Annotated in this window: 14 protein-coding genes; 11 read left to right on the top strand and 3 right to left on the bottom strand. The window is 71.5% G+C overall.

The annotated features are described in order from the left end of the window. Positions 1-16: 16 nt before the first annotated feature. The 3 genes from ACFU3E_RS31810 to ACFU3E_RS31800 are packed head-to-tail and all read right to left on the bottom strand — an operon-like array spanning position 17 to position 7,740. The gene (locus ACFU3E_RS31810; RefSeq protein ID WP_384166129.1) at positions 17-1,609 is read right to left on the bottom strand and encodes a fatty acid--CoA ligase; all 1,593 of its coding nucleotides are present in this window, start codon (positions 1,607-1,609) and stop codon (positions 17-19) included. Positions 1,610-1,656: 47 nt separating this feature from the next. After that, a complete protein-coding gene (locus tag ACFU3E_RS31805) occupies positions 1,657-7,395 on the bottom strand; it encodes an SDR family oxidoreductase (RefSeq protein ID WP_384166058.1) in 5,739 nt (1,912 codons plus the stop codon). Between the two features lie 33 nt (positions 7,396-7,428). Then, positions 7,429-7,740 (bottom strand): acyl carrier protein, encoded by a 312-nt coding sequence (locus tag ACFU3E_RS31800; RefSeq protein ID WP_384166055.1) that lies wholly within the window; start codon positions 7,738-7,740, stop codon positions 7,429-7,431. 209 nt (positions 7,741-7,949) lie between these two features. Here ACFU3E_RS31800 and ACFU3E_RS31795 point away from each other — a divergent pair, with 209 nt between their 5' ends. The 11 genes from ACFU3E_RS31795 (at position 7,950) to serS (ending at position 18,729) form a co-directional block, all read left to right on the top strand. Then, complete coding sequence (locus tag ACFU3E_RS31795) at positions 7,950-9,581, top strand: aldehyde dehydrogenase family protein (RefSeq protein ID WP_384166126.1); 1,632 nt, start codon at positions 7,950-7,952, stop codon at positions 9,579-9,581. Positions 9,582-9,615: 34 nt separating this feature from the next. Next, complete coding sequence (locus ACFU3E_RS31790) at positions 9,616-10,752, top strand: acyl-CoA dehydrogenase family protein (protein ID WP_384166052.1); 1,137 nt, start codon at positions 9,616-9,618, stop codon at positions 10,750-10,752. Between the two features lie 50 nt (positions 10,753-10,802). Further along, positions 10,803-12,086, top strand: coding sequence for an aspartate aminotransferase family protein (locus ACFU3E_RS31785; RefSeq protein WP_384166049.1), 1,284 nt, complete (start codon positions 10,803-10,805; stop codon positions 12,084-12,086). Between the two features lie 2 nt (positions 12,087-12,088). Then, entirely contained in the window at positions 12,089-12,571 is a 483-nt protein-coding gene (locus ACFU3E_RS31780; RefSeq protein ID WP_384166046.1) for a type II toxin-antitoxin system RatA family toxin, read from the top strand. Positions 12,572-12,592: 21 nt separating this feature from the next. Further along, positions 12,593-13,129, top strand: coding sequence for a hypothetical protein (locus ACFU3E_RS31775; protein ID WP_384166043.1), 537 nt, complete (start codon positions 12,593-12,595; stop codon positions 13,127-13,129). After that, positions 13,126-13,680: a flavin reductase family protein gene (locus ACFU3E_RS31770; RefSeq protein WP_384166040.1), complete on the top strand. Its 555-nt coding sequence runs from the start codon at positions 13,126-13,128 to the stop codon at positions 13,678-13,680. The genes ACFU3E_RS31775 and ACFU3E_RS31770 overlap by 4 nt, the downstream gene beginning before the upstream one ends. Next, positions 13,677-14,660: a VlmB-like protein gene (locus ACFU3E_RS31765; RefSeq protein WP_384166037.1), complete on the top strand. Its 984-nt coding sequence runs from the start codon at positions 13,677-13,679 to the stop codon at positions 14,658-14,660. Before ACFU3E_RS31770 ends, ACFU3E_RS31765 begins: the two co-directional genes overlap by 4 nt. Continuing rightward, a complete protein-coding gene (locus ACFU3E_RS31760) occupies positions 14,657-15,664 on the top strand; it encodes a beta-ketoacyl-ACP synthase III (RefSeq protein ID WP_384166034.1) in 1,008 nt (335 codons plus the stop codon). Before ACFU3E_RS31765 ends, ACFU3E_RS31760 begins: the two co-directional genes overlap by 4 nt. A 106-nt stretch (positions 15,665-15,770) precedes the next feature. Continuing rightward, positions 15,771-16,001: a phosphopantetheine-binding protein gene (locus ACFU3E_RS31755; RefSeq protein ID WP_010983730.1), complete on the top strand. Its 231-nt coding sequence runs from the start codon at positions 15,771-15,773 to the stop codon at positions 15,999-16,001. Continuing rightward, the gene (locus tag ACFU3E_RS31750; protein WP_384166029.1) at positions 16,001-17,221 is read left to right on the top strand and encodes a beta-ketoacyl-[acyl-carrier-protein] synthase family protein; all 1,221 of its coding nucleotides are present in this window, start codon (positions 16,001-16,003) and stop codon (positions 17,219-17,221) included. The genes ACFU3E_RS31755 and ACFU3E_RS31750 overlap by 1 nt, the downstream gene beginning before the upstream one ends. Positions 17,222-17,451: 230 nt before the next feature. Next, entirely contained in the window at positions 17,452-18,729 is a 1,278-nt protein-coding gene (gene serS / locus ACFU3E_RS31745) for a serine--tRNA ligase (protein ID WP_384166026.1), read from the top strand. Positions 18,730-18,775 lie beyond the last annotated feature (46 nt).

Genomic DNA, 18,775 nt, shown 5'->3' with positions numbered 1-18,775 from the left:
TGCCGTCACTTCTGGTTCAGATCAGCGGGTCGCGTGCCGGGGCCGAGAGCTGCTGCCGAACGGCGCGGCGCAGGATCTTGCCCGACGGGTTGCGGGGCAGGCTGTCGACGATGTGGTAGGTGCCGGGGATCTTGTAGTCGGCGAGGCGGCCCCGCAGGGACAGCAGGAGTTCTCGGGGGGTTGCGGTGGTGCCGGGGCGCAGGACCACGGCTGCGTGCACCGCCTCGCCCCAGCTGGGATCGGGCAGCCCGACGACAGCGGAGTCCGCGACGGCGGGGTGCGCGGCGAGCGCCTTCTCGACCTCGGCCGGGTAGATGTTCTGCCCGGCGACGATGATGGTGTCGTTCATGCGGTCGCAGAGGTAGAGATAGCCGTCCTCGTCGAGGTAGCCGGCGTCACCCATGTGCAGCCACTCCCCCACCAGGGTGCGGCCGGTGGCTTCCGGAAGGTTCCAGTAGCCGAGCATCCGGGAGGGCGCCCGGACGCAGATCTGGCCGATGGTGCCGGGCGGGAGTTCGGCGCCGTCCGGGCCGACCACCTTCACCTCGTTGCCGGGGCAGGACCTGCCGACGGACTCCAGGACCGCGCTGCCCGGGTAGTGGTCCTCAGGAGGCAGGCACACCGCCACGCTGCCGGTCTCGGTGCTGGCGTAGATCTGTGCGAACTCGCAGTCGAACGTCTCCAGGCACTGCTTCAGCAGCGTCTCGGACATCGGTGCGGCTCCGTAGCAGACCTTGCGCAGGGAGGCGAACGCGTCCGGACCCGCGGTCCGTTCGCCCGCCATCATCTGGAGCATGGCCGGCGCGGCGAAGGTGGTGGTGACCCGGTGGGTACGGATCAGCCGCACCGCCTCCTGCGGGTCGAACTGGGGCATGATCACGCTGGTGCCACCGGCGTTGAAGGTGTGCATGAACCAGCCGATGCCCGCGATGCCGAAGCCCGGCAGGGAGATCAGGGCGACGTCCTCGGGCAGCCAGTCGATCCAGGCGGCACCGTGTTCGCGCATCGCCCGGGGCAGAGTGAAGAAGCTGCGGTGGGCGAGCACGGCTCCCTTGGGCAGCCCGGTGGTACCGCTGGTGTAGATCTGCACGACCGGGTCGTCGGGTCCGGTACCGGCCTCCAGATCGGTGTCCGGCCGGCTCGCGTACCAGGCGGGCAGCCCGGCACCGCGGGCGGGTTCCCCGTCGGCGTCGGTTCCGTCGATACGGATCACCGTGTGGAACTCGGGCAGGTGCGGGCGGACCTTGGCGGCGGTGTCCCAGAACTCGTCGTCGACGAAGACCAGGACGGCACCCGAGTCGCGCAGGATGTGGTCGACCTCGTCCGGGGTGAGTCGCCAGTTGACCGGGACCAGGACCGCGCCGGCCTTGGCGCAGGCCAGGATCACCAGGTAGTAGTTCTCCGACTCGCGCCCCAGATAGGCGACCCGGTCGCCGGGCCGTACGCCGCTGGCGCGCAGGGCGTGGGCGGCGCGGTTGCTCTCACGGTGCAGCTTGGCGTAGGTGGTGATCCGGCCCTCGCAGACGATCGCCGCATGGTGCGGGCGGCTGCCGGCGTGGGCGCGGGAGGTGTGGTTGAGCGTCCAACTCACGTTGTCCGCGATGGTCATGGTTGTCATGGGGTCCTCCCCGTTCGTCCGGGACGAGTCGTGCGGGGTCATGCCGCGGGGACCGGGCACAGTTGCCCGTCGAGGAAACCGGCGAGCTGCCGTACCGTCGGGTGGTCGAAGGTGATGGAGGCGGCCAGCGGCAGCCGGAACACCTGCTCGAGACCGGACTTGACGTTCTGGGCCATCAGTGAGTCCAGGCCGAGCGCGACGAACTCGGCCGACTCGTCCAGCTCGTCGTCGGCCTCCATCTGCAGGACGGCGACGACCTTCTCCCGGACCACCTTGATGATCAGGTCCCTGCGCTCCGGTGCGGGCAGGGCTCCGAGCGAGGCGGTGTCGAAGCCGTCGTCGGCGGCGGCGTCCTGCCGCGCGAGGCGGTCGTAGAACTGATCGCCGGTGGCACTGCCGGCCACGTAGCGGTCCCAGTCGAACTCGCCCACGACCCGCTGGGTGCGCGGGCGACCGCCCCACAGTCTGGCCAGGGTGTCCAGGGCCCGGGTCGGCGAGAAGAAGCGGACGCCGCTGCGTTCGATCTCGCGGCTGAGGTGCTCCTCCAGGCGGGCGGACATGCCGACCCTGGCCCAGGCACCCCAGTTGACCGAGAGCCCGGGCAGGCCCTGGCGGGTGCGCCACTCGGCGAGGCTGTCGAGCCCGGCGCTGGCCGCCGCGTAGTGCCCCTGGGTAGCGCCGCCGAGGACCGAGGCGATGGACGAGTACGTCACGAAGAACTCGAGCTCCGGGAAGGAGCTCTGCGCGGCCTCGTGCAGCAGCCAGCCACCGTACGCCTTCGCGGCGAGCTGGGCGTCGATGGACTCCCAGGTCAGTTCGGCGATCAGCTTCTTGTCGTACGAGCCGGCCGCGTGGACCACGCCCCCGACCGGGTACGGTCCGGCCACCACCTCGTCCACCAGTGTGCGCACGTCCTCGGAGCGGCTCACGTCGGCTCGCACGAGGGCGAGTTCGGCGCTCTCGGCGAGCTCCGCCAGTACTGGTGCGGCTTCCTCGGTGGGCTGTCCGCTGCGGCTGACCAGGGTCAGGTGCCGGGCCCCCAGGGCCACGAGCTTGCGGGCCGTGACGAGACCGAGCCCGCCGAGGCCGCCTGTGACGATGTAGGTGCGGTCGGGGCGGACGGCGGCGTCGGTGACCGCCTCGGCGTCCGCCGGAGGCGCGGCCTCCCCGGCGTGCGTGCCCGGCAGGTCCAGCCACACCTCGGCGGCCGGGTCGGTGAGGGCGGTGCGCAGGGCCTCGCCCGTCTCGTCCAGCCGGAAGTGCCGGCTTCCGTCGTGCGGGCCGGGGCGTGGCGCGAGCACGACCGACGCGGACGGGACGGTGAGCGTGGAGCGCAGGGTCCCCTCATGGCGTACGAGGACCTCGTCCCCCTCGGTGAACCCGGCCCCCTCACCCGCCGCGCGCACGATGCCGGTGGCCTGGCCGCCCAGCACGGGCGGGGGCTCCTCCTCCTCCCGTTCGGCACGGCCGGTGTCCAGCGCGGTCCGGGCGTCCTGATCGGTGAGGGCGACGGCACGCACCTCGATCCGGACCTCGTCGGCGTCGGGCGCGCGGTCCGCGGCGGGCACCAGCGCCAGGTCGGAGAGGTCGCCGGAGTCAGGGGCGCGCAGCTCGAAGCCGCCGCTCCAGGTGAGCGTCGCGTCGCCGGCGAGCAGCCGCCGGACGTAGCGCCTGCCCGGCCGGTGGGCGACCTGGTACTCGCCCGGGGCCTCGGCCGTCCACTCCGTGAGCAGCGGCTCGAGGTCGCTGCCCGGGGCGAGGTCGACGAGGGTGGCGCGGTACTGCGGGTACTCGGTGAGCAGTACCCGTCCGAACCCCCACAGGGTCGCGGCGGCGAGGTGCCCGCCGTCGCCGGCCGGGTCGCCGGGGAGCGCCTGGGCACCCTCGGTCACCAGCCAGAGCCGGGGCGGCCGTGGCTGTCCGGCCGCGTCCATCGCGGTGACCAGGGCCAGCAGTTCGCGGTAGTTCTCCTCGCACTCGGCCCGCATCCGCTCGGCGGACATGGCTCCCGGCCGCTGCCGCCAGACCCGGCAGACGTCGGTGACGGTGGGGTCCTCGAGGGCCGCCTTGAGGTCGGTGGTGTCGGTCAGCGTCGTCACCTGGAGGCCGGACTGCCCGGCCGGTGCGGCGGCACGGCCGGGGGCCTGGTCGAGCAGCAGCAGGTGGCGGTCAACGGCCGGGCTGGTCTGCGCCGGGAGGGCCCTGCGCACCCACTCGGGCCGGTGCAGGAACTGGCGGCGGCCTGTGCGGCCCTCGGGGCGGGCCAGGCGGACTCCGAGAAGTTCGGTGACCGGATCGCCGTTCTCCAGGAGGAGGATGTCGGCGACCCGGCGGTCCTGATCGCCGTGGACGCGGGCGAGGACGCGGAGCCGCTCCCCGCGGGGCTTCCGGAAGTGCCGTACGGAGGCGATCTCGCGCGGCTCGAACACCGGGCCCTCGGGATCCAGGACGACAGCGGCCTGCACCGCTGCCTCCAGGAGTTCGGCGGGCACGTGCTCGACCGCGGCGGCGTCGCGCCCGGTGAGCTCGCCGGTGACCAGTCCGTCCCGGTGCCGGGCGGCGCGCAGCAGCAGGCGCATGCGCGGGCCGTGCGGGCGGCCGACGGAGGCGAGGTCGGTGTAGATGTCCTCGTCGTCGATGTGCTGTCCGGCGGGCGTCAGCCCGGCGTCCAGCTCGGCCAGCTCGGAGACCGGCACGACCGGTTCGCGTTCGGCGGCGATCGTGGCGACGGCGTGGATGTGCTCCTCGCCTCCGACGAGGGTGAAGACCTGCACATCGGCGCCGCCGCCGGCGCGCGGACGCCACCGGGACGTCAGGGCCGTGACGGTCTCGGCGGTCGTGTGCAGCGGCGCGAGCAGCTTCAGCTCACGGATGGCGGCTCGGGTGTGCCCCCCGACCGCGTCCTGGAGCGCGAGGAACAGATCGATGTACGCGCCGGCGGGAAGGGTCGTGCGTTCTCCGTCACCGAGGTCGGCCAGCGCGCCGAGATCCTCGGAGGTGAACTCGGCGGTGAACTCCCGCACCCCGCTGGCGAACCGTTCCTCCGTGCCGAGCAGCAGGTGGCGGGCCCTGCCGCCGGCGGTGCCCGTGCGCCGGGTGCCGACGGAGGGCAGCCAGTACCGCTTGCGCTGGAAGGCGTAGGTGGGCAGGGAGGTCTTCGCGGCGGTGGGGCGGTCCGCGTGGTAGTCGGCCCAGGAGACCGTCAGACCCGCGGCGTAGTATCCGGCGAGTGCGGCCAGGGTGGTGCCGGCGGAGCTGTCGCGGCGGCGCAGGCTGGCCAGCCACACGTGGTCCTCGGCGGTCAGGCAGCGCCGGGCGAGGGCTGTCAGGGCGGCCTGCGGTCCGATCTCGATCAGGGCGTGGCGGCCGCGCTGGGCCACCGCCCGGATGCCGGCCAGGAAGCGCACGGGTTCGCCGATGTGCCGCACCCAGTAGTCGGCGGTGCCGATCTCGCGCAGGCGGGCCGGCCGGCCGGTGACGTTGGAGATCAGGCTGATGGCCGGCTCGTGGAAGGTGATGCCGTCGAGGGCGGCCCGGAAGTCGTCGTAGACCTCGGCCATCAGGGGTGAGTGGAAGGCGTGCGAGACGGCCAGCCGGTCGACGCGGGTGCCCCGCTCCTGGAGGAGGGTGATGATCTCGTCGAGGGCGGCGGTGCCGCCGGAGACCACGCACTGGTCCGGGGCGTTCACCGCCGCGAGGGCCAGGTCCGGGTGGCCGGCGAGGAGGGGCTCGACGTCCTCGGGGGGCCCGGACACGGCGGCCATGCCGCCCGGTGCGCTCACCGCCTGCATCAGCCGCGCACGGGCGGCGACCAGGGTCACGGCGTCCGGCAGGTCGAACAGGCCGGCCACGGCGGCGGCCACGACCTCCCCGATGCTGTGCCCGATGAGTACGTTGGGGCGCACGCCCCAGGACATCCACAGCTTGGCGAGCGCGTACTCCAGGGTGAACAGGGCGGGCTGGGTGTACTCGGTGCGGTCGATCGCCTCCGGGTCGGCGGCTGTACCGAGCACCAGTTCGGCCACGGAGCGGCCCAGATGCGGGGCGAACAGCTCGTCGCACAGGTCGACGTGCTCGCGGAAGACCGGGAAACGCTCGTAGAGCGCGGCTCCCATGCCCGCGTACTGCGAGCCCTGGCCGCTGAACATGAACGCCGTCCTGCGGATGCCGGAGGGCCCCCCGTGCTTCTCCTCGGCGGCCGTGTCCAGCAGGTTCGCGAGCGCCGTGCGGTCGGCGACCGGGCCCGCGACGCGGTAGGGGTGGTGGGCGCGGGAGACGTTGGCCGTGTAGCAGAGCTCGTCCAGCCCCACGTCGGGCCGCTCGTCCAGCAGCTTCCGGTAGGTGCCGGCCTGGGCGCTCAGGGCGGCGGCGCTCTTGGCGGAGAGGGTGAACACGGGAACCCCGGACGGGGCCGGCTCCACGGGCTCCTGCTGGGCCGGGGCCGGCGCCTGTTCCAGGACCGCTGCCCCGATCGTGCCCGCGAAGCCGAAGCTGTTGACGACCGCGCGCCGGACCTCGGCCTCCCAGGGTTCGCACGCGGTGGGCACGCGCACCGGGTAGAGGTCCCAGGGGATGCGCCCGGACGGCGTGTCCAGGTTGAGGTGCGGGTAAATGGTCCCCGCCCGCATCTGGAGCACCGTCTTGATGACGCCCACGATGCCGGCCGCCGGCTCCATGTGGCCCAGGTTGGTCTTCACCGAGCCGACAAGCAGCGGTTCGCTCCTGGTGTGCGAGTCGGCGAAGGCGTCACCGATGGCGCCGAACTCGATGGGGTCGCCGAGCGGGGTGCCGGTGCCGTGCGCCTCGACGTACTGGATGTCCCCGGGGGTCAGGTGTCCGGCGGCGAGGGCGGCGCGGATGACCTTCTCCTGGGCGGGGCCGTTGGGCACGGTCAGGCCCGCGCTGTCGCCGTCCTGTCCGACAGCGGTGCCTCGCACCAGTGCGAGGACGGTGTCGCCGTCCCGGGTCGCGTCGCTGAGGCGCTTGAGTACGACCACGCCGCAGCCCTCGGCACGGGCGTAGCCGTCGGCGGCCTCGTCGAAGGTCTTGCACTGCCCGTCGGGGGACAGCATCTGCGCGTTGGAGAACATCACCGAGGTGCGCGGGTGGTGCAGGGCGTTGACACCGCCGCACAGCGCGATGTCGGACTCTCCCGCACGCAGGCCCTGCACGGCGAGGTGGAGGGCGACCAGCGAGGAGGAGCACGCCGTGTCGATGCTCATGCTCGGGCCGCGCCAGCCCAGGAAGTACGACAGCCGGCCTGACAGCGGGAACATGGTGATGCCGGAGGCGAGGTTGCCTTCCAGCTCCTGGTACGGCAGTGAGTCCAGCTCCATCGAGTAGTCGATGGAGCTGGCGCCTATGTAGACGCCGCCGTTGCCGCGGCGCAGCGGGGTCGGGTCGATGTTGGCGTGCTCCAGGGCCTGCCAGGCCGTCTCCAGCAGCATGCGCTGCTGGGGGTCCATGTACTGGGCCTCCTTGGGCGAGATGTTGAAGAAGGAGGCGTCGAACTGGTCGATGCGGTCGAGGAAGCCGCCCGCCGAGGTATGGATCTTCCCCTTGTCCTCCGGGGACTCGGGCGTGAACGCGGCCACGTCCCACCGGTCGCCGGGTATGGGCCCTATTCCGCTGCGCCCTTCACGCAGGAAGGCGTCGAACTCGTCGGGCGAGTTGCTGCCGCCGGGGAATCGCAGACCGATTCCGACGATCGCGATCGGCTCGGGCGCCCGCGCCGGCGCCCGGTTCGTCTCTTCCGTATCGGATTCCGTACGCGGCATGGAAACGACTCCTTGGGTCCTTGGCGTGATCGGTCAGCGGGTGGGCGGGGCGGACAGGGCGTCGGCCAGGTGATCCACGAGGTGGTTGACCGTCGGCTCGTTGAACAGCACGTTCACGTTGATGGACAGGTCGAGGAGTTGCTCCAGGCTCTGTCGTATCTCGGTCAGCCGCAGCGAGGTGAGGCCGAGGTCGAAATAGCTGATGTCGACGGGAAGGTCCTCCGACTCGTCCATGAGGAGAACGGCCTTGAACCTCCGTACGACGAGTGTCTCTATCTCGTCGGCGAGTTCGGTCCGCGGCAGTTCCCGCAGCCGCTGGGGCACGGTTGTCTCGGCAGGTGGCATGGCGGCCATGCAAGCAGCGGCGGCTGACACCGCACTGACGGCCCGTCGGCCGGTGGCTGGATCAGTCCGGTGTCAGCGCCGAGTCAGATTCGACTGCCACGATCGGTTTGCTTCGAACATCAATTCCTCGAATCACTCGCTCATTCACGGAACGACCCGCACCGGAAGATCGACAACCAGACACGTTCCGATATTCGGAAAGGCTGATGATGCTTCGCGAAGCTGCGCAGGAGGAGAGTGCTCCGGCACCTTCCGGATTGAAGAGCTACGACCTCTACATCGCAGGCAAGGACATCTCCGGGGACGGATGGGTGTACACCGTCAGCGGGCGGTCCCTGCTGGAAGACGTCTTCACCAGCGTGAGTCTCAAGCGCTCCCTGGAGCAGGACCCGGATTCCGAGGCGGCCCAGCACCCCTACGTCGTGGGCCGCTGCGCCATCGCCGACGACGACGCCATCGACCTCGCCACGCAGGCCGCCGCGGCCGCCGCCTCGGACTGGGCGGCCGTCCCGCTGGAACGGCGGATGCGGCTCGGTACCCGCTTCCGCGAGGAACTGATCAAGCATCAGGACGAGTTCCTCGAGATGCTCGTCGCGGAGTCACACCCGGTGAAGCTGGCCCGGTGGGAGCTGAGCTGCCTCCTGCAGATCTACGCCCCCGGCAGCCTGCGCTGGTACCGGAAGCAGATGCGGGTCGAGAAGGAGTATGCGGGCCGCAAGCTGATCCTGCAGCGCCAGCCGGACGGCGTGGTCGCCTTCAACCCCCCGCAGAACGCCCCGCTGCCCAGCGCCGCCCTGTGCGTGCTGGCCCTGATGGCCGGCAACAGCGTGGTGGTCAGGGCGCCACGCAGCATCGCGCTGAGCACCATGTGGCTGCTGCGCGACATCGTGGCCCCGCTGCTCGAGGAGCTCGACGCGCCTCCCGGCGTGCTCAACGCGGTGTGCAGCAACCCCAAGCAGACGATGGACCGCTGGATCGCCGATCCTCTGATCAACGACATCTTCTACATCGGCGGCAGCCAGGAGGGCCTGCGCTTCGAGCAGCGGTGCGTGGCCCACGGGAAGAAGCCGATCCTCGAGCTGGCCGGCAACGACGGCATCGTGGTGTGGAAGGACGCCGACATCAAGTGGGCCGCCGAAGCCATCACCGAGTCGTTCTTCGGCTCCGGACAGATCTGCATGGTGCCCAACTACGTGCTGGCCCACCCCGACATCGCCGAGGCGCTGATCGCCGAGGTGCGCGAGCAGGTCAAGGGCATCCGGCCGGGCTTCCCGGAGGAGGAGGACGTCCTGCTGTCACCGGTCCGCCGCAGCGAGCGGTTCTTCCGGCTGCTGCGGCAGGCCCTGGACAACGGCGCCTCCCTGGTCACCGGCGGCCATCGCACCGAGCTCGACGGCACACCGTCGGAGACGGGCGTCTTCCTCCAGCCCACCGTGCTCCGGGTCGACGGCCTGGACCGGGCCGGCACCTTCGACGTGGTGCGCGAGGAGACGTTCTTCCCGCTCATCCCGATCGTGGTGGCCGAACGCGACAACGACGACGCGCTCCTGGAGTCCTTCCTCCGCTTCGTCAACTCCAACTCCTACGGGCTGCGCAACTCCCTGTGGTCGCGCTCCGACCACGTCATCGAGACCTTCGTCCGGCGTGTCGTCAACGGCGGACTGCTGAAGGTCAACGACTCCCACATCGGCTTCCTTCCCTACCTGCCCAGCCACGGCGGCACCGGCCGCACCGGCGGAGCCTTCGGTGAGGCCAACTACCCGATGCTCAAGACCTCGCACGTCCAAGGGGTCAGCATCGCCCGCGACATCAGCCCCTACGACGCGGTCTTCGGCGCCTGAGCGCCCGACCCGCCGGCCTTCCGGAGGTACCCCCGTGCGTTCCCTCGACACTGCTCGGGCCGTCTGCGAGCAATTCCACCCAGGTCTGCTCAAGGAAATCGAGCAGATCCCCTATGCCGACCGGGAGCAGCCCGGCGGCCCGGTCATCGACCTGTTCCGCATCCACGGCGGGGTCGGCCTGCTGGTACCCGAGGAGTACGGGGGTCACGGAGCTGCTCCGCTGGACGCGCTGCGCGTCCAGCTGGCGCTGGGTGCCGTGTCCCCCTCGCTCGTCGCGGCCGTCTCCATGCACCACTTCACCGTGGCGATGCTCTACTCCCTCGCCGGCAAGAAAGGCCGGCTCACCTCCGCTCAGACCGGGTTGCTGCGGCGGATCGTGCCCGACCAGCAGGTGATGGCCTCCGGCTGGGCCGAGGGCCGCACCGAGCAGAACATCCTCACCCCCGCCGTCACGGCCCGGCCCGTCGACGGCGGATACCTGCTCTCCGGCGCGAAGAAGCCGTGCAGTCTCTCCCGTTCGATGAGTCTGCTCACCGCGAGCATCGCCATCCATCACCAGGACGGCACCGCCGAGCTGGCACTCGCCCTGGTGCCGGCCGACGCTCCCGGTCTGTCCGTCCACCCGTTCTGGGGCAACGATCTGCTCGCCGGCGCGGAGAGCGACGAGGTGCGGCTGACGGACGTGTTCGTGCCGGCGGACATGGTCGTACGTGCTGGGGCGGACGACCCGCACCGGCTCGACGACCTGCAGACGGCCGGGTTCGTCTGGTTCGAGATGCTGATCTCCGCCGGGTACGCGGGCGGGGCCGCCGCGCTCGTCGAGCAGGTGCTGGAGCGTGAGCGCGGCAGCGTCCAGGAGCGGGCCGCGCTCGCCGTCGAGATGGACTCCGCCCTGTCCCTCCTGGAAGGTGTCGCGCGGGCGATCGGCCCCGAGACGGACGAGGAGTCGGTCGCCAGGGTCCTCGTCGCCCGCTACACCGTCCAGAAGGCGCTGCCGAGAATCGCCGGGCAGGCGCTGGAGCTGCTCGGCGGTCTGGACTTCATCCTCGGCCCCACCCACGGCCGGGCTGCCGCCGCCGTACACGCCCTCGCCTTCCACCCACCGGGCCGCGGCGCCGCCGCCGAGCCGCTGCTGCGCTACTTCGACGGCGGCCCGCTGGTCCTGAGCTGAGTCGCCGCGCCGCGGGCAGCGACCCCCACCACACTTGGAGTGAGAGATCCGTGACCGTTATCCAGGAAGCACCCGTCGAGAGCGAGGCGGAGATCCTCGGCCTGTACCGGGCTCATCTCAGCAAGGGCCGGGCCACTCTCGCCGAGCTGTTCGGCAGCCATATGGAAACGGCGTCCGAGGGCGCCTGGCTCACCACCAGCGACGGTGAGCGCTTCCTCAACGCGGGCGGGTACGGCGTCTTCATCATGGGCGCACGCCACCCGATCGTGATGGAGGAGGTGGAGCGCCAGCTCCGGACACATCCCACCGCGACGCGCATCCTGCTGGAGCCCACCGTGGCCCGCGCCGCCGAGGCGCTCGTCTCCGTGATGCCGGAGGGCCTGGACCGCGTGCACTTCGCCCTGTCGGGGGCCGAGGCGGTGGAGACGGGCCTCAAGCTCGCACGGGCCGGCGGCCACAAGCGGACCGTCTCGATGCGCGGCGGCTACCACGGCAAGACACTGGGCGCGCTGTCCGCGACCGCGAAGGACGTCTACCAGGCGCCCTTCCGCCCGCTGATCCCGGACTTCCGGCACATACCCTTCGGTGAGACCGACGCGCTGGAGGCGGAACTCGCGGCCCATCCGGGCGAGGTCTGCGTCATCCTCGAACCCGTCCAGGGCGAGGGCGGTGTGATCATTCCGCCCACGGGCTACCTCAAGCAGGTCGAGGAACTGGTCCGCGCGCACGACGGCTTCCTGATCCTCGACGAGGTGCAGTCCGGTTTCGGCCGGCTCGGTGAATGGTGGGGAGCCGACATCGAGGGCGTGGTGCCCGACGTACTCCTCACCGGCAAGGCTCTCGGCGGCGGCGTGCTGCCGGTCTCCGCGGCCGTGGCGACCCGCAAGGCGTTCCGCCCCTTCGACAAGGACCCCTACGTCCACACCGCCACCTTCTCCGGCCAGCCGGTCCTGATGGCCGCGGTACAGGGCGCGATCCGGGCCGTGAAGGAGGAGCGCCTGATCACCCGGGCCATGGACCTGGGGGCGCAGCTGCTGCCGAGGATCTCGGAGATCGCGTACCGCAACATCCCCGAACTCGTCGTGGGCGTGCGCGGCCGTGGGCTGCTCATCGGTGTCGAGCTGGTCGAGGCCGGGCTGGCCGGCGAGCTGCTCATCGAGCTGTTCAACCACGGCGTGGTCGCCAACCACTCGATGAACGGCAGCTCGGTGGTGCGGTTCACCCCGCCCGCCGTGATGAGCGACACCGATGTGGAGTTCCTCCTGAACTCCTTCGACCTGGCCACCCGCGACCTCGTCCGGGGCGCGGCCAAGATGCCGGAAGGCGGCAACTGATCATGCGTCACGTAGAGCTCGAAGCACTGATCCCCGCGGAGCAGGCCATGACGGTCTTCGACTCCGTACGACGCTGGGAGCGGTACCCCGACCTGGCGCCCCACGTGAAGGCGACCACCGTGCACGCCACCTACCCGGCCGAGGACTCCAGTTCCAGCTGGGAACTGCACTTCCGCAGCGGTCTGCTGAGCTGGACCGAGGACGACACCTTCCTGCCGGAGCTGGGTGAGATCCGTTTCCGGCAGTCCGACGGCGACTTCGACTCCTTCACGGGCACCTGGGCCATGGCGCAGCGGGGGGACGACGTGGCGGTCCGCTTCGACGCCGACTTCGACTTCGGCATCCCCAGCCTGGAGGGGATCCTCGACCCGATCGCCGAGCGGGTCATCAAGGAGACCGTCGCCTGGGCCCTGACCGGCCTGTTCCCCGCCGTCCGCCTCTCGGGCGGCGTCGACCTCACCGAGCCCGCCGCCATCGGCGCCTAGCACCGCCCGCAGGAGCTGACCATGGACCAGGCAAATCCGTTCGAGACACCGAGAACCTACTCGCTGCACCGCGCCGAGTACCTGGTGGGCCTCGCCGTCACCACCGGTCTGATCATCGCCCACTTCGGTGAGATCCGCTGGTGGGTCGCGATCGCCCTGTTTCTGTACATCGACCTGATCGGCTACCTCCCGGGGGCCATCGCCTTCAAACGCAGCGGCGGGCGGCCGATCGCCAAGGCCTACTACGTCCTCTACAACGTCATGCACAGTCTGATCACCCAGGCCGCGGTCGCGGCGCTGTGGTGCTGGCTGGTGGAGCCGGAGTGGGCGCTGCTGGTACTGCCGTTCCACCTCTTCGGGGACCGCGGCCTGTTCGGCAACTTCATGAAGTCGTTCGCGCTGCCCTTCGAGCCGGTACGCCAGCCCGGCTACCTGCGGCTCCTGGACGACCTGGGGCTGGCCCACCCCAAGCCGGCCGGCCACGCCACGGAACCCACCCCGGTAGGCCACGTCCCGGCGCAGCCGGTCCGCCGGCAGCGACAGGAGGCCGTGCGATGACCGCCGCCACCGATGTGCGAACTCTGCGGCGTCCCGTACGCCAGGACCCGGCCGAGCGACGGCGGGCGCTGTACCACCTGGCCTCCCCGGTGTCGGTGCTGACGGTCGGCTCCCGGGAGCGGCTGCACGGCACCACGGCGAGCACCGTGACGCTGGTGTCGCGAGAGCCCCTGCTGGTGGGGGTCGTGCTGCGGGCGGGTTCGTCGTTCGCACGGCTCGCGGCCGCCGAGGGCCGGTTCGCCATCAACGTCCTCAGCAGCGGGCAGGCCGATGTGGCCGCCCACTTCGCGAACAGCGACCGCCCCGAGGGCAGCGCGCAGTTCGCGGGACTCGCCTGGACGGCGGACTCGTACGCGAAGGCACCGCTCCTGGCCGGGGCGCTCGCCCACTACACCTGCCGGTTCCACTCCGCCCACGCGGCCGGCGACAGCGAGTTGCTGCTCGGCCATGTCGTCCGGGCCAACGCCGGTGAGGACCATCCCCTGTTCAGCTACGCCGGAGAGCTGTTCGCCGGCTCCCTGCACCCCGCGAAGGAGGCGGCCGCGTCATGACCGGTTCTGTGGCACCCGAGGCCGACTGGGACAAGGCTCCCGGTCTGCTCGACGGCGCGAAGGAACTCACTCTCGGACCCGAGGAGTGCGACCTCGCCTACTGGTTCACCTCGGTGGCGCAGGGCACCCTGCGCGACCGCGGCGAGACGGGGCACCACGTGGACGCCGTCGTGCCCGGCTTCCTGAAGGAGCCGGGGCCCCTGCGCGACGCCCTGGTGCTGGAGTTCGGGTTCCGCGGGCTGTCGGAGGAGATCGCGACGCGGCTGCTCGGCCACTATGTCGCGATCGCCCCCGGCGTCCCCGAACTGGAGTTCTACACAACCCAGTTGATCGACGAGGCGCGTCACGCCCGGGTCTTCCGCAACCACCTCGTGGAGCTGGGGATCCCGCAGAAGACGCTCCTGAAGGACATCGACGAGATGGCCGCGGACTACCGCAAGCGGGTCCTGGACCCGGTCGTGGACTTCACCCTCGACATCGTCCGCGACCAGGCGGACTTCGCCGGCGGCGTCGCCGTGTTCGCCATCGTCATCGAGGGGGTGCTCGCCCCGGCGGCGGAGCTGAGCGAGCGCAAGTGGACCCCGCTGTCGCCTGCCACCGGCGAGATCTCACGCGGCACCGCCATCGACGAGATCAGGCATCTGACGGTGGCCAGCACGATCCTGCGTGATCACGTGGCCGCGCACCCCGAGTACCGCCCGCGCCTGCTGGAGATCCTGCGGTCCGGTGTGCAGCTCTGGGACGAGATCCCCGACCGCGAGTTCGTCATCCATCGCGAGGAGCTCTTCCAGGAGGGCATGGCCCAGCACGCGGACAGGATCGGCGACTACGAGATCTGGCCGGGCGTCCGGATGCTCGACACCACGCCGGAGCAGCGCTACGACATGGCCGAGCGCTGGACCGACGAGATGGCCGAGTCGCGGATGGCGTACATGGGGCTGCCGCTGGAGGCCCTCAGCAGTCCGCGGGCCGGCACATGAACGGAGGACGAGCAGCGGTGGTGGCCGGGATCGGGGCGTACACACCTCCCGGTCTGGTGACCAACGACGACCTGGCACAGCGGCTCGACACCTCCGACGCGTGGATCCGCTCACGCACCGGGATAGCCGAGCGGTATGTGGTCGCGCCCGGCACCGCGACCTCCGACCTGGCTGTCCAGGCCGGACTGCGAGCCCTCAAGTCCGCGGGGGACGAGCAGGTGGGGGCGGTCGTCCTGGCCACCACCACACCCGACCAGCCGTGCCCGGCGACCGCCCCGCAGGTGGCCGCCCGGCTGGGGCTCGGGCAGGCGCCGGCGTTCGACGTGGCCGCCGTCTGCGCCGGTTTCCTGTACGGTCTCGCCACCGCGTCCGGGCTCCTCGCGGCGGGCGTCGCCGACAGCGTGCTGCTGATCGCCGCCGACGCGTTCACCACGATCGTCAACCCGGAGGACCGCACCACGGCCGTCATCTTCGCGGACGGTGCGGGCGCGGTGGTGCTGCGCGCGGGCTCCGTCGACGAGCCAGGCGCCGTCGGCCCCCTGGTCCTCGGCAGCGACGGCGAGCTCAGCCATCTCATCGAAGTGCCGGCGGGCGGCTCACGCCAGCGTTCGTCGGGCCCCGTGACCGACCCGGAGGACCAGTACTTCCGGATGCTCGGCCGGGACACCTACCGGCACGCGGTGGAGCGGATGACCGGCGCTTCCCAGCAGGCGGCCCAGCTGGCCGGCTGGAGCATCGAGGACGTCGACCGGTTCGCGGCCCACCAGGCCAACGCCCGGATCCTCGACTCGGTCTCGGAACGCCTCGGGGTGCCGGCCGAACGGCAGTTGACCAACATCGCCCAGGTCGGCAACACGGGTGCCGCCTCGATCCCGCTGCTGCTGTCGCAGGCCGCCGCGGACGGCCGGCTCACCGCCGGGCACCGGGTGCTGCTGACCGCGTTCGGCGGAGGCCTGTCCTGGGGTGCGACCACCCTGACCTGGCCCGAGGTCCAATCGGTCTGACGGTCCCCGGCCGGCCGGACTTCCTGTGCAGTACGCCATTCCGTACGCGTATGCGTACACCTCCTCACGTACGCCGGTATCGCGTACGCCTTCGAAAGGATCCGACATGCTGGAGCAGCTCAAGGAAATCCTGTCCAACAAGCTCAAGGTGTCGCCCGAGGCCATCACCCCGGAGGCCACCCGGGAGGACATCGAGCTGGACTCGCTGGCCGTGGTGGAGCTGTCGCTGCTACTCAAGTCCGAACTCGACCTGGACGTCAGCGACGACGACCTCCTCGAAGCCGAGACCGTCGCCGACATGGTCCGGCTCATGGAGGAACGGAGCGCGAAGGTCTGATGGCCGGCATGGACATCGCCGTCACCGGACTCGGTCTGGTCACCCCGGGTGGTATCGGGGTCGGGCCGAGCTGGGCGGCGGTCTGCGACGGCAGGCCGGCCGCCGCCCTCGACCCGGTACTGGCGGACAACCCCGTACGTATCTCCTGCCGGGTTCCCGGCTTCGATCCGGAATCCCTGCTCAGCGCGCGGCGGGCACACCGCCTGGACAGGTTCGTGCAGTTCGCCCTCGTCGCCGCCCATGAGGCCGTCGCCGACGCCCGTCTCGACCCGACCACCTGGGACGGGGCGCGGGTCGGTGTGGTGCTGGGCTGCGCGGACGGTGGCCCCGGCACGGTCGAGGAGCAGCACGATGTGCTGCGGGAGCGGGGCGCCGACCGGGTGTCTCCGCTGCTGCTGCCCATGCAGCTGCCGAACATGCTGGCCGGTCAGACGGCCATCGAGTTCGGGGCCACCGGGCCCAACCTGGTGGTGGCGACGGCCTGCGCCTCGGGCGCGACCGCCATCGGCGTGGCCCGGGACCTGCTCGTCCTCGGCCGCTGCGACGTGGTACTGGCAGGCGGTAGCGAGGCGATGATCACTCCGTTGGTCATGGCCGGCTTCGCGCAGATGGGCGCGCTGTCCCGGCGCGAGGACGACCCCGCGTCGGCCTCACGTCCCTTCGACGCCGACCGGGACGGCTTCGTCGCCGGAGAGGGGGCCGGGATCCTCGTCATGGAACGCGTCGTGGACGCCCGAGCCCGCGGTGCGCACGTCCACGGCCGGATCATCGGCTTCGGGGCCACCGCGGACGCCCACCACATGACGTCGCCGCACCCGGACGGCGCCGGCATCGAGGCGGCGGTCCGCGCTGCTCTCGCCGACGCCGGCGCGGACCCGGACGACGTGCAGCACGTGAATGCCCACGGCACGTCGACACCGCTCAACGACCTGGCCGAGGCACGCATGATCGAGCGGACGCTGCAGGGCGACCCGCTGGTCACCTCCACGAAGGGAGTCACCGGACATCTGCTCGGCGCGGCAGGCGCGGTCGAGGCCGCGTTCGCGCTGCTGAGTGTCGAACATGAAATCATTCCGCCCACCGCGGGCCTGTGCATCCCCGACGGACGGATCGACATCAAGATCGCACAGTCGGCCACGTCGATGCCGATCGACCTCGCGCTCAGCAACTCGTGCGGGTTCGGCGGCCAGAACACGGCGCTGGCGATCGCTCCGGCCTGAGGGCCGGCACCGGCAGCACGTGCGGGGCGGACGGCTCGGAGCCGTCCGCCCCGACAGGCTGTCCCGGGCACCCGCCCCCGTACCCCTCCCACCTGCGGAGTCCGGGCGCGGGCCGCTCACCGCCCGGCTCACCACCGCCCGGTCGGCCCTTCGCCGCCCGCCCGGCGCCACTCACCCCACCGCGTCCGGCATGCCCCCGGCCGCCACTCTCCCTATCCGAGGAGCCTGTCATGCACGATCCCAGTGAACTGCTCGCAGACGGGCCGGCCGCCGTGCGGCGCCTGGCCCGTCGTCGCTACGACCTCGACCTGGCCGTCCTGGAGAAGGCGATGCGCCGGCGGTCCGAGGCCCAGGCCGACGTGACCCGGTCGCGTACCGAGCTGAACCGCGTCTCGCGCACACGCGGGCGCTCGGGACCGCCGTCCGAGGAGGAGAAGGAGGCCGCCCGCGCCCTGCGCGCGGACGTGCAGCAGGCGGAGGCCTCGGCCCGGGCCGCAGAACACGACCTCTCCGAACTGCTGCTCGGCATCCCCAACGTCCCCCTCGACCGGGTGCCGGACGGCGACACCGAGAAGGAGGCGGTGGAGGTCCGCCGCTGGGGCCCGGCGCGGGACGACGGCGACGCCCCGCACCACGCCGACATCGGCGAGTCGCTCGGCATACTGGACAGCCCGGCGGCGGCCGGGCTCTCGGGCGCCCGCTTCAGCGTCAGCCGCGGCGCCGGTGCCCGTCTGGAGCGGGCGCTGACCGACTTCCTCCTCGACCTCCACACCGGCGAGCACGGTTACACCGAGCACTCCGTGCCGTTCCTCGTGAACCGGGAGACCATGACCGGCACCGGTCAGCTCCCCAAGTTCGAGGACGACCTGTTCCGCACCCGGGTGGGCGACCGGGAACTGTTCCTGATCCCCACCGCCGAGGTGCCGCTCACCAACCTGGTGGCCCAGCAGTTCCTGAACGCCCATGACCTGCCGTACGCCTTCACCGCGCGCACTCCCTGTTTCCGCGCCGAGGCGGGGGCGTACGGGCGTGACACCCGGGGAATCCTGCGCCTGCACCAGTTCGAGAAGGTGGAGCTGGTCCGCGTCTGCGCCCCCGAGGACGCACCGGCACAGCTGGAGCTCATGGTCGGGCACGCCGAGGAGTGTCTGCGCCGCCTCGGGCTCTCACACCGCGTGGTCCTGCTGCCCGCCGGCGACCTCGGCTTCTCCGCCCGGATGACGTACGACATCGAGGTGTGGCTGCCGGGCAGCGGCGCCTACCGCGAGATCTCCTCGGTCTCCGACTGCGGCACCTTCCAGGGCCGCCGCGCGAACATCCGTCACAGGCGGGCCGACGGCCGCAAGGGGCCTGCCGCCACCCTCAACGGCTCGGCCCTGCCCGTCGGACGCACCGTCGCCGCGCTGCTGGAGCAGGGCGTGCAGGAGGACGGCTCCGTCCTGCTCCCCGAGGCCCTCGCCCCGTACACCGGTTTCCGCCGGATCCTGCCGGGCGGGACGACCGCGTAGCACACGCACGCCGGGAGGGCGGGTGATCCGGGTCGGCCCGGATCAC

This window comes from Streptomyces sp. NPDC057424 (assembly GCF_042803315.1).
In the GTDB taxonomy this organism is placed as follows: Bacteria; Actinomycetota; Actinomycetes; order Streptomycetales; family Streptomycetaceae; genus Streptomyces.
This window is presented reverse-complemented; position numbering and strand designations above follow the sequence as displayed.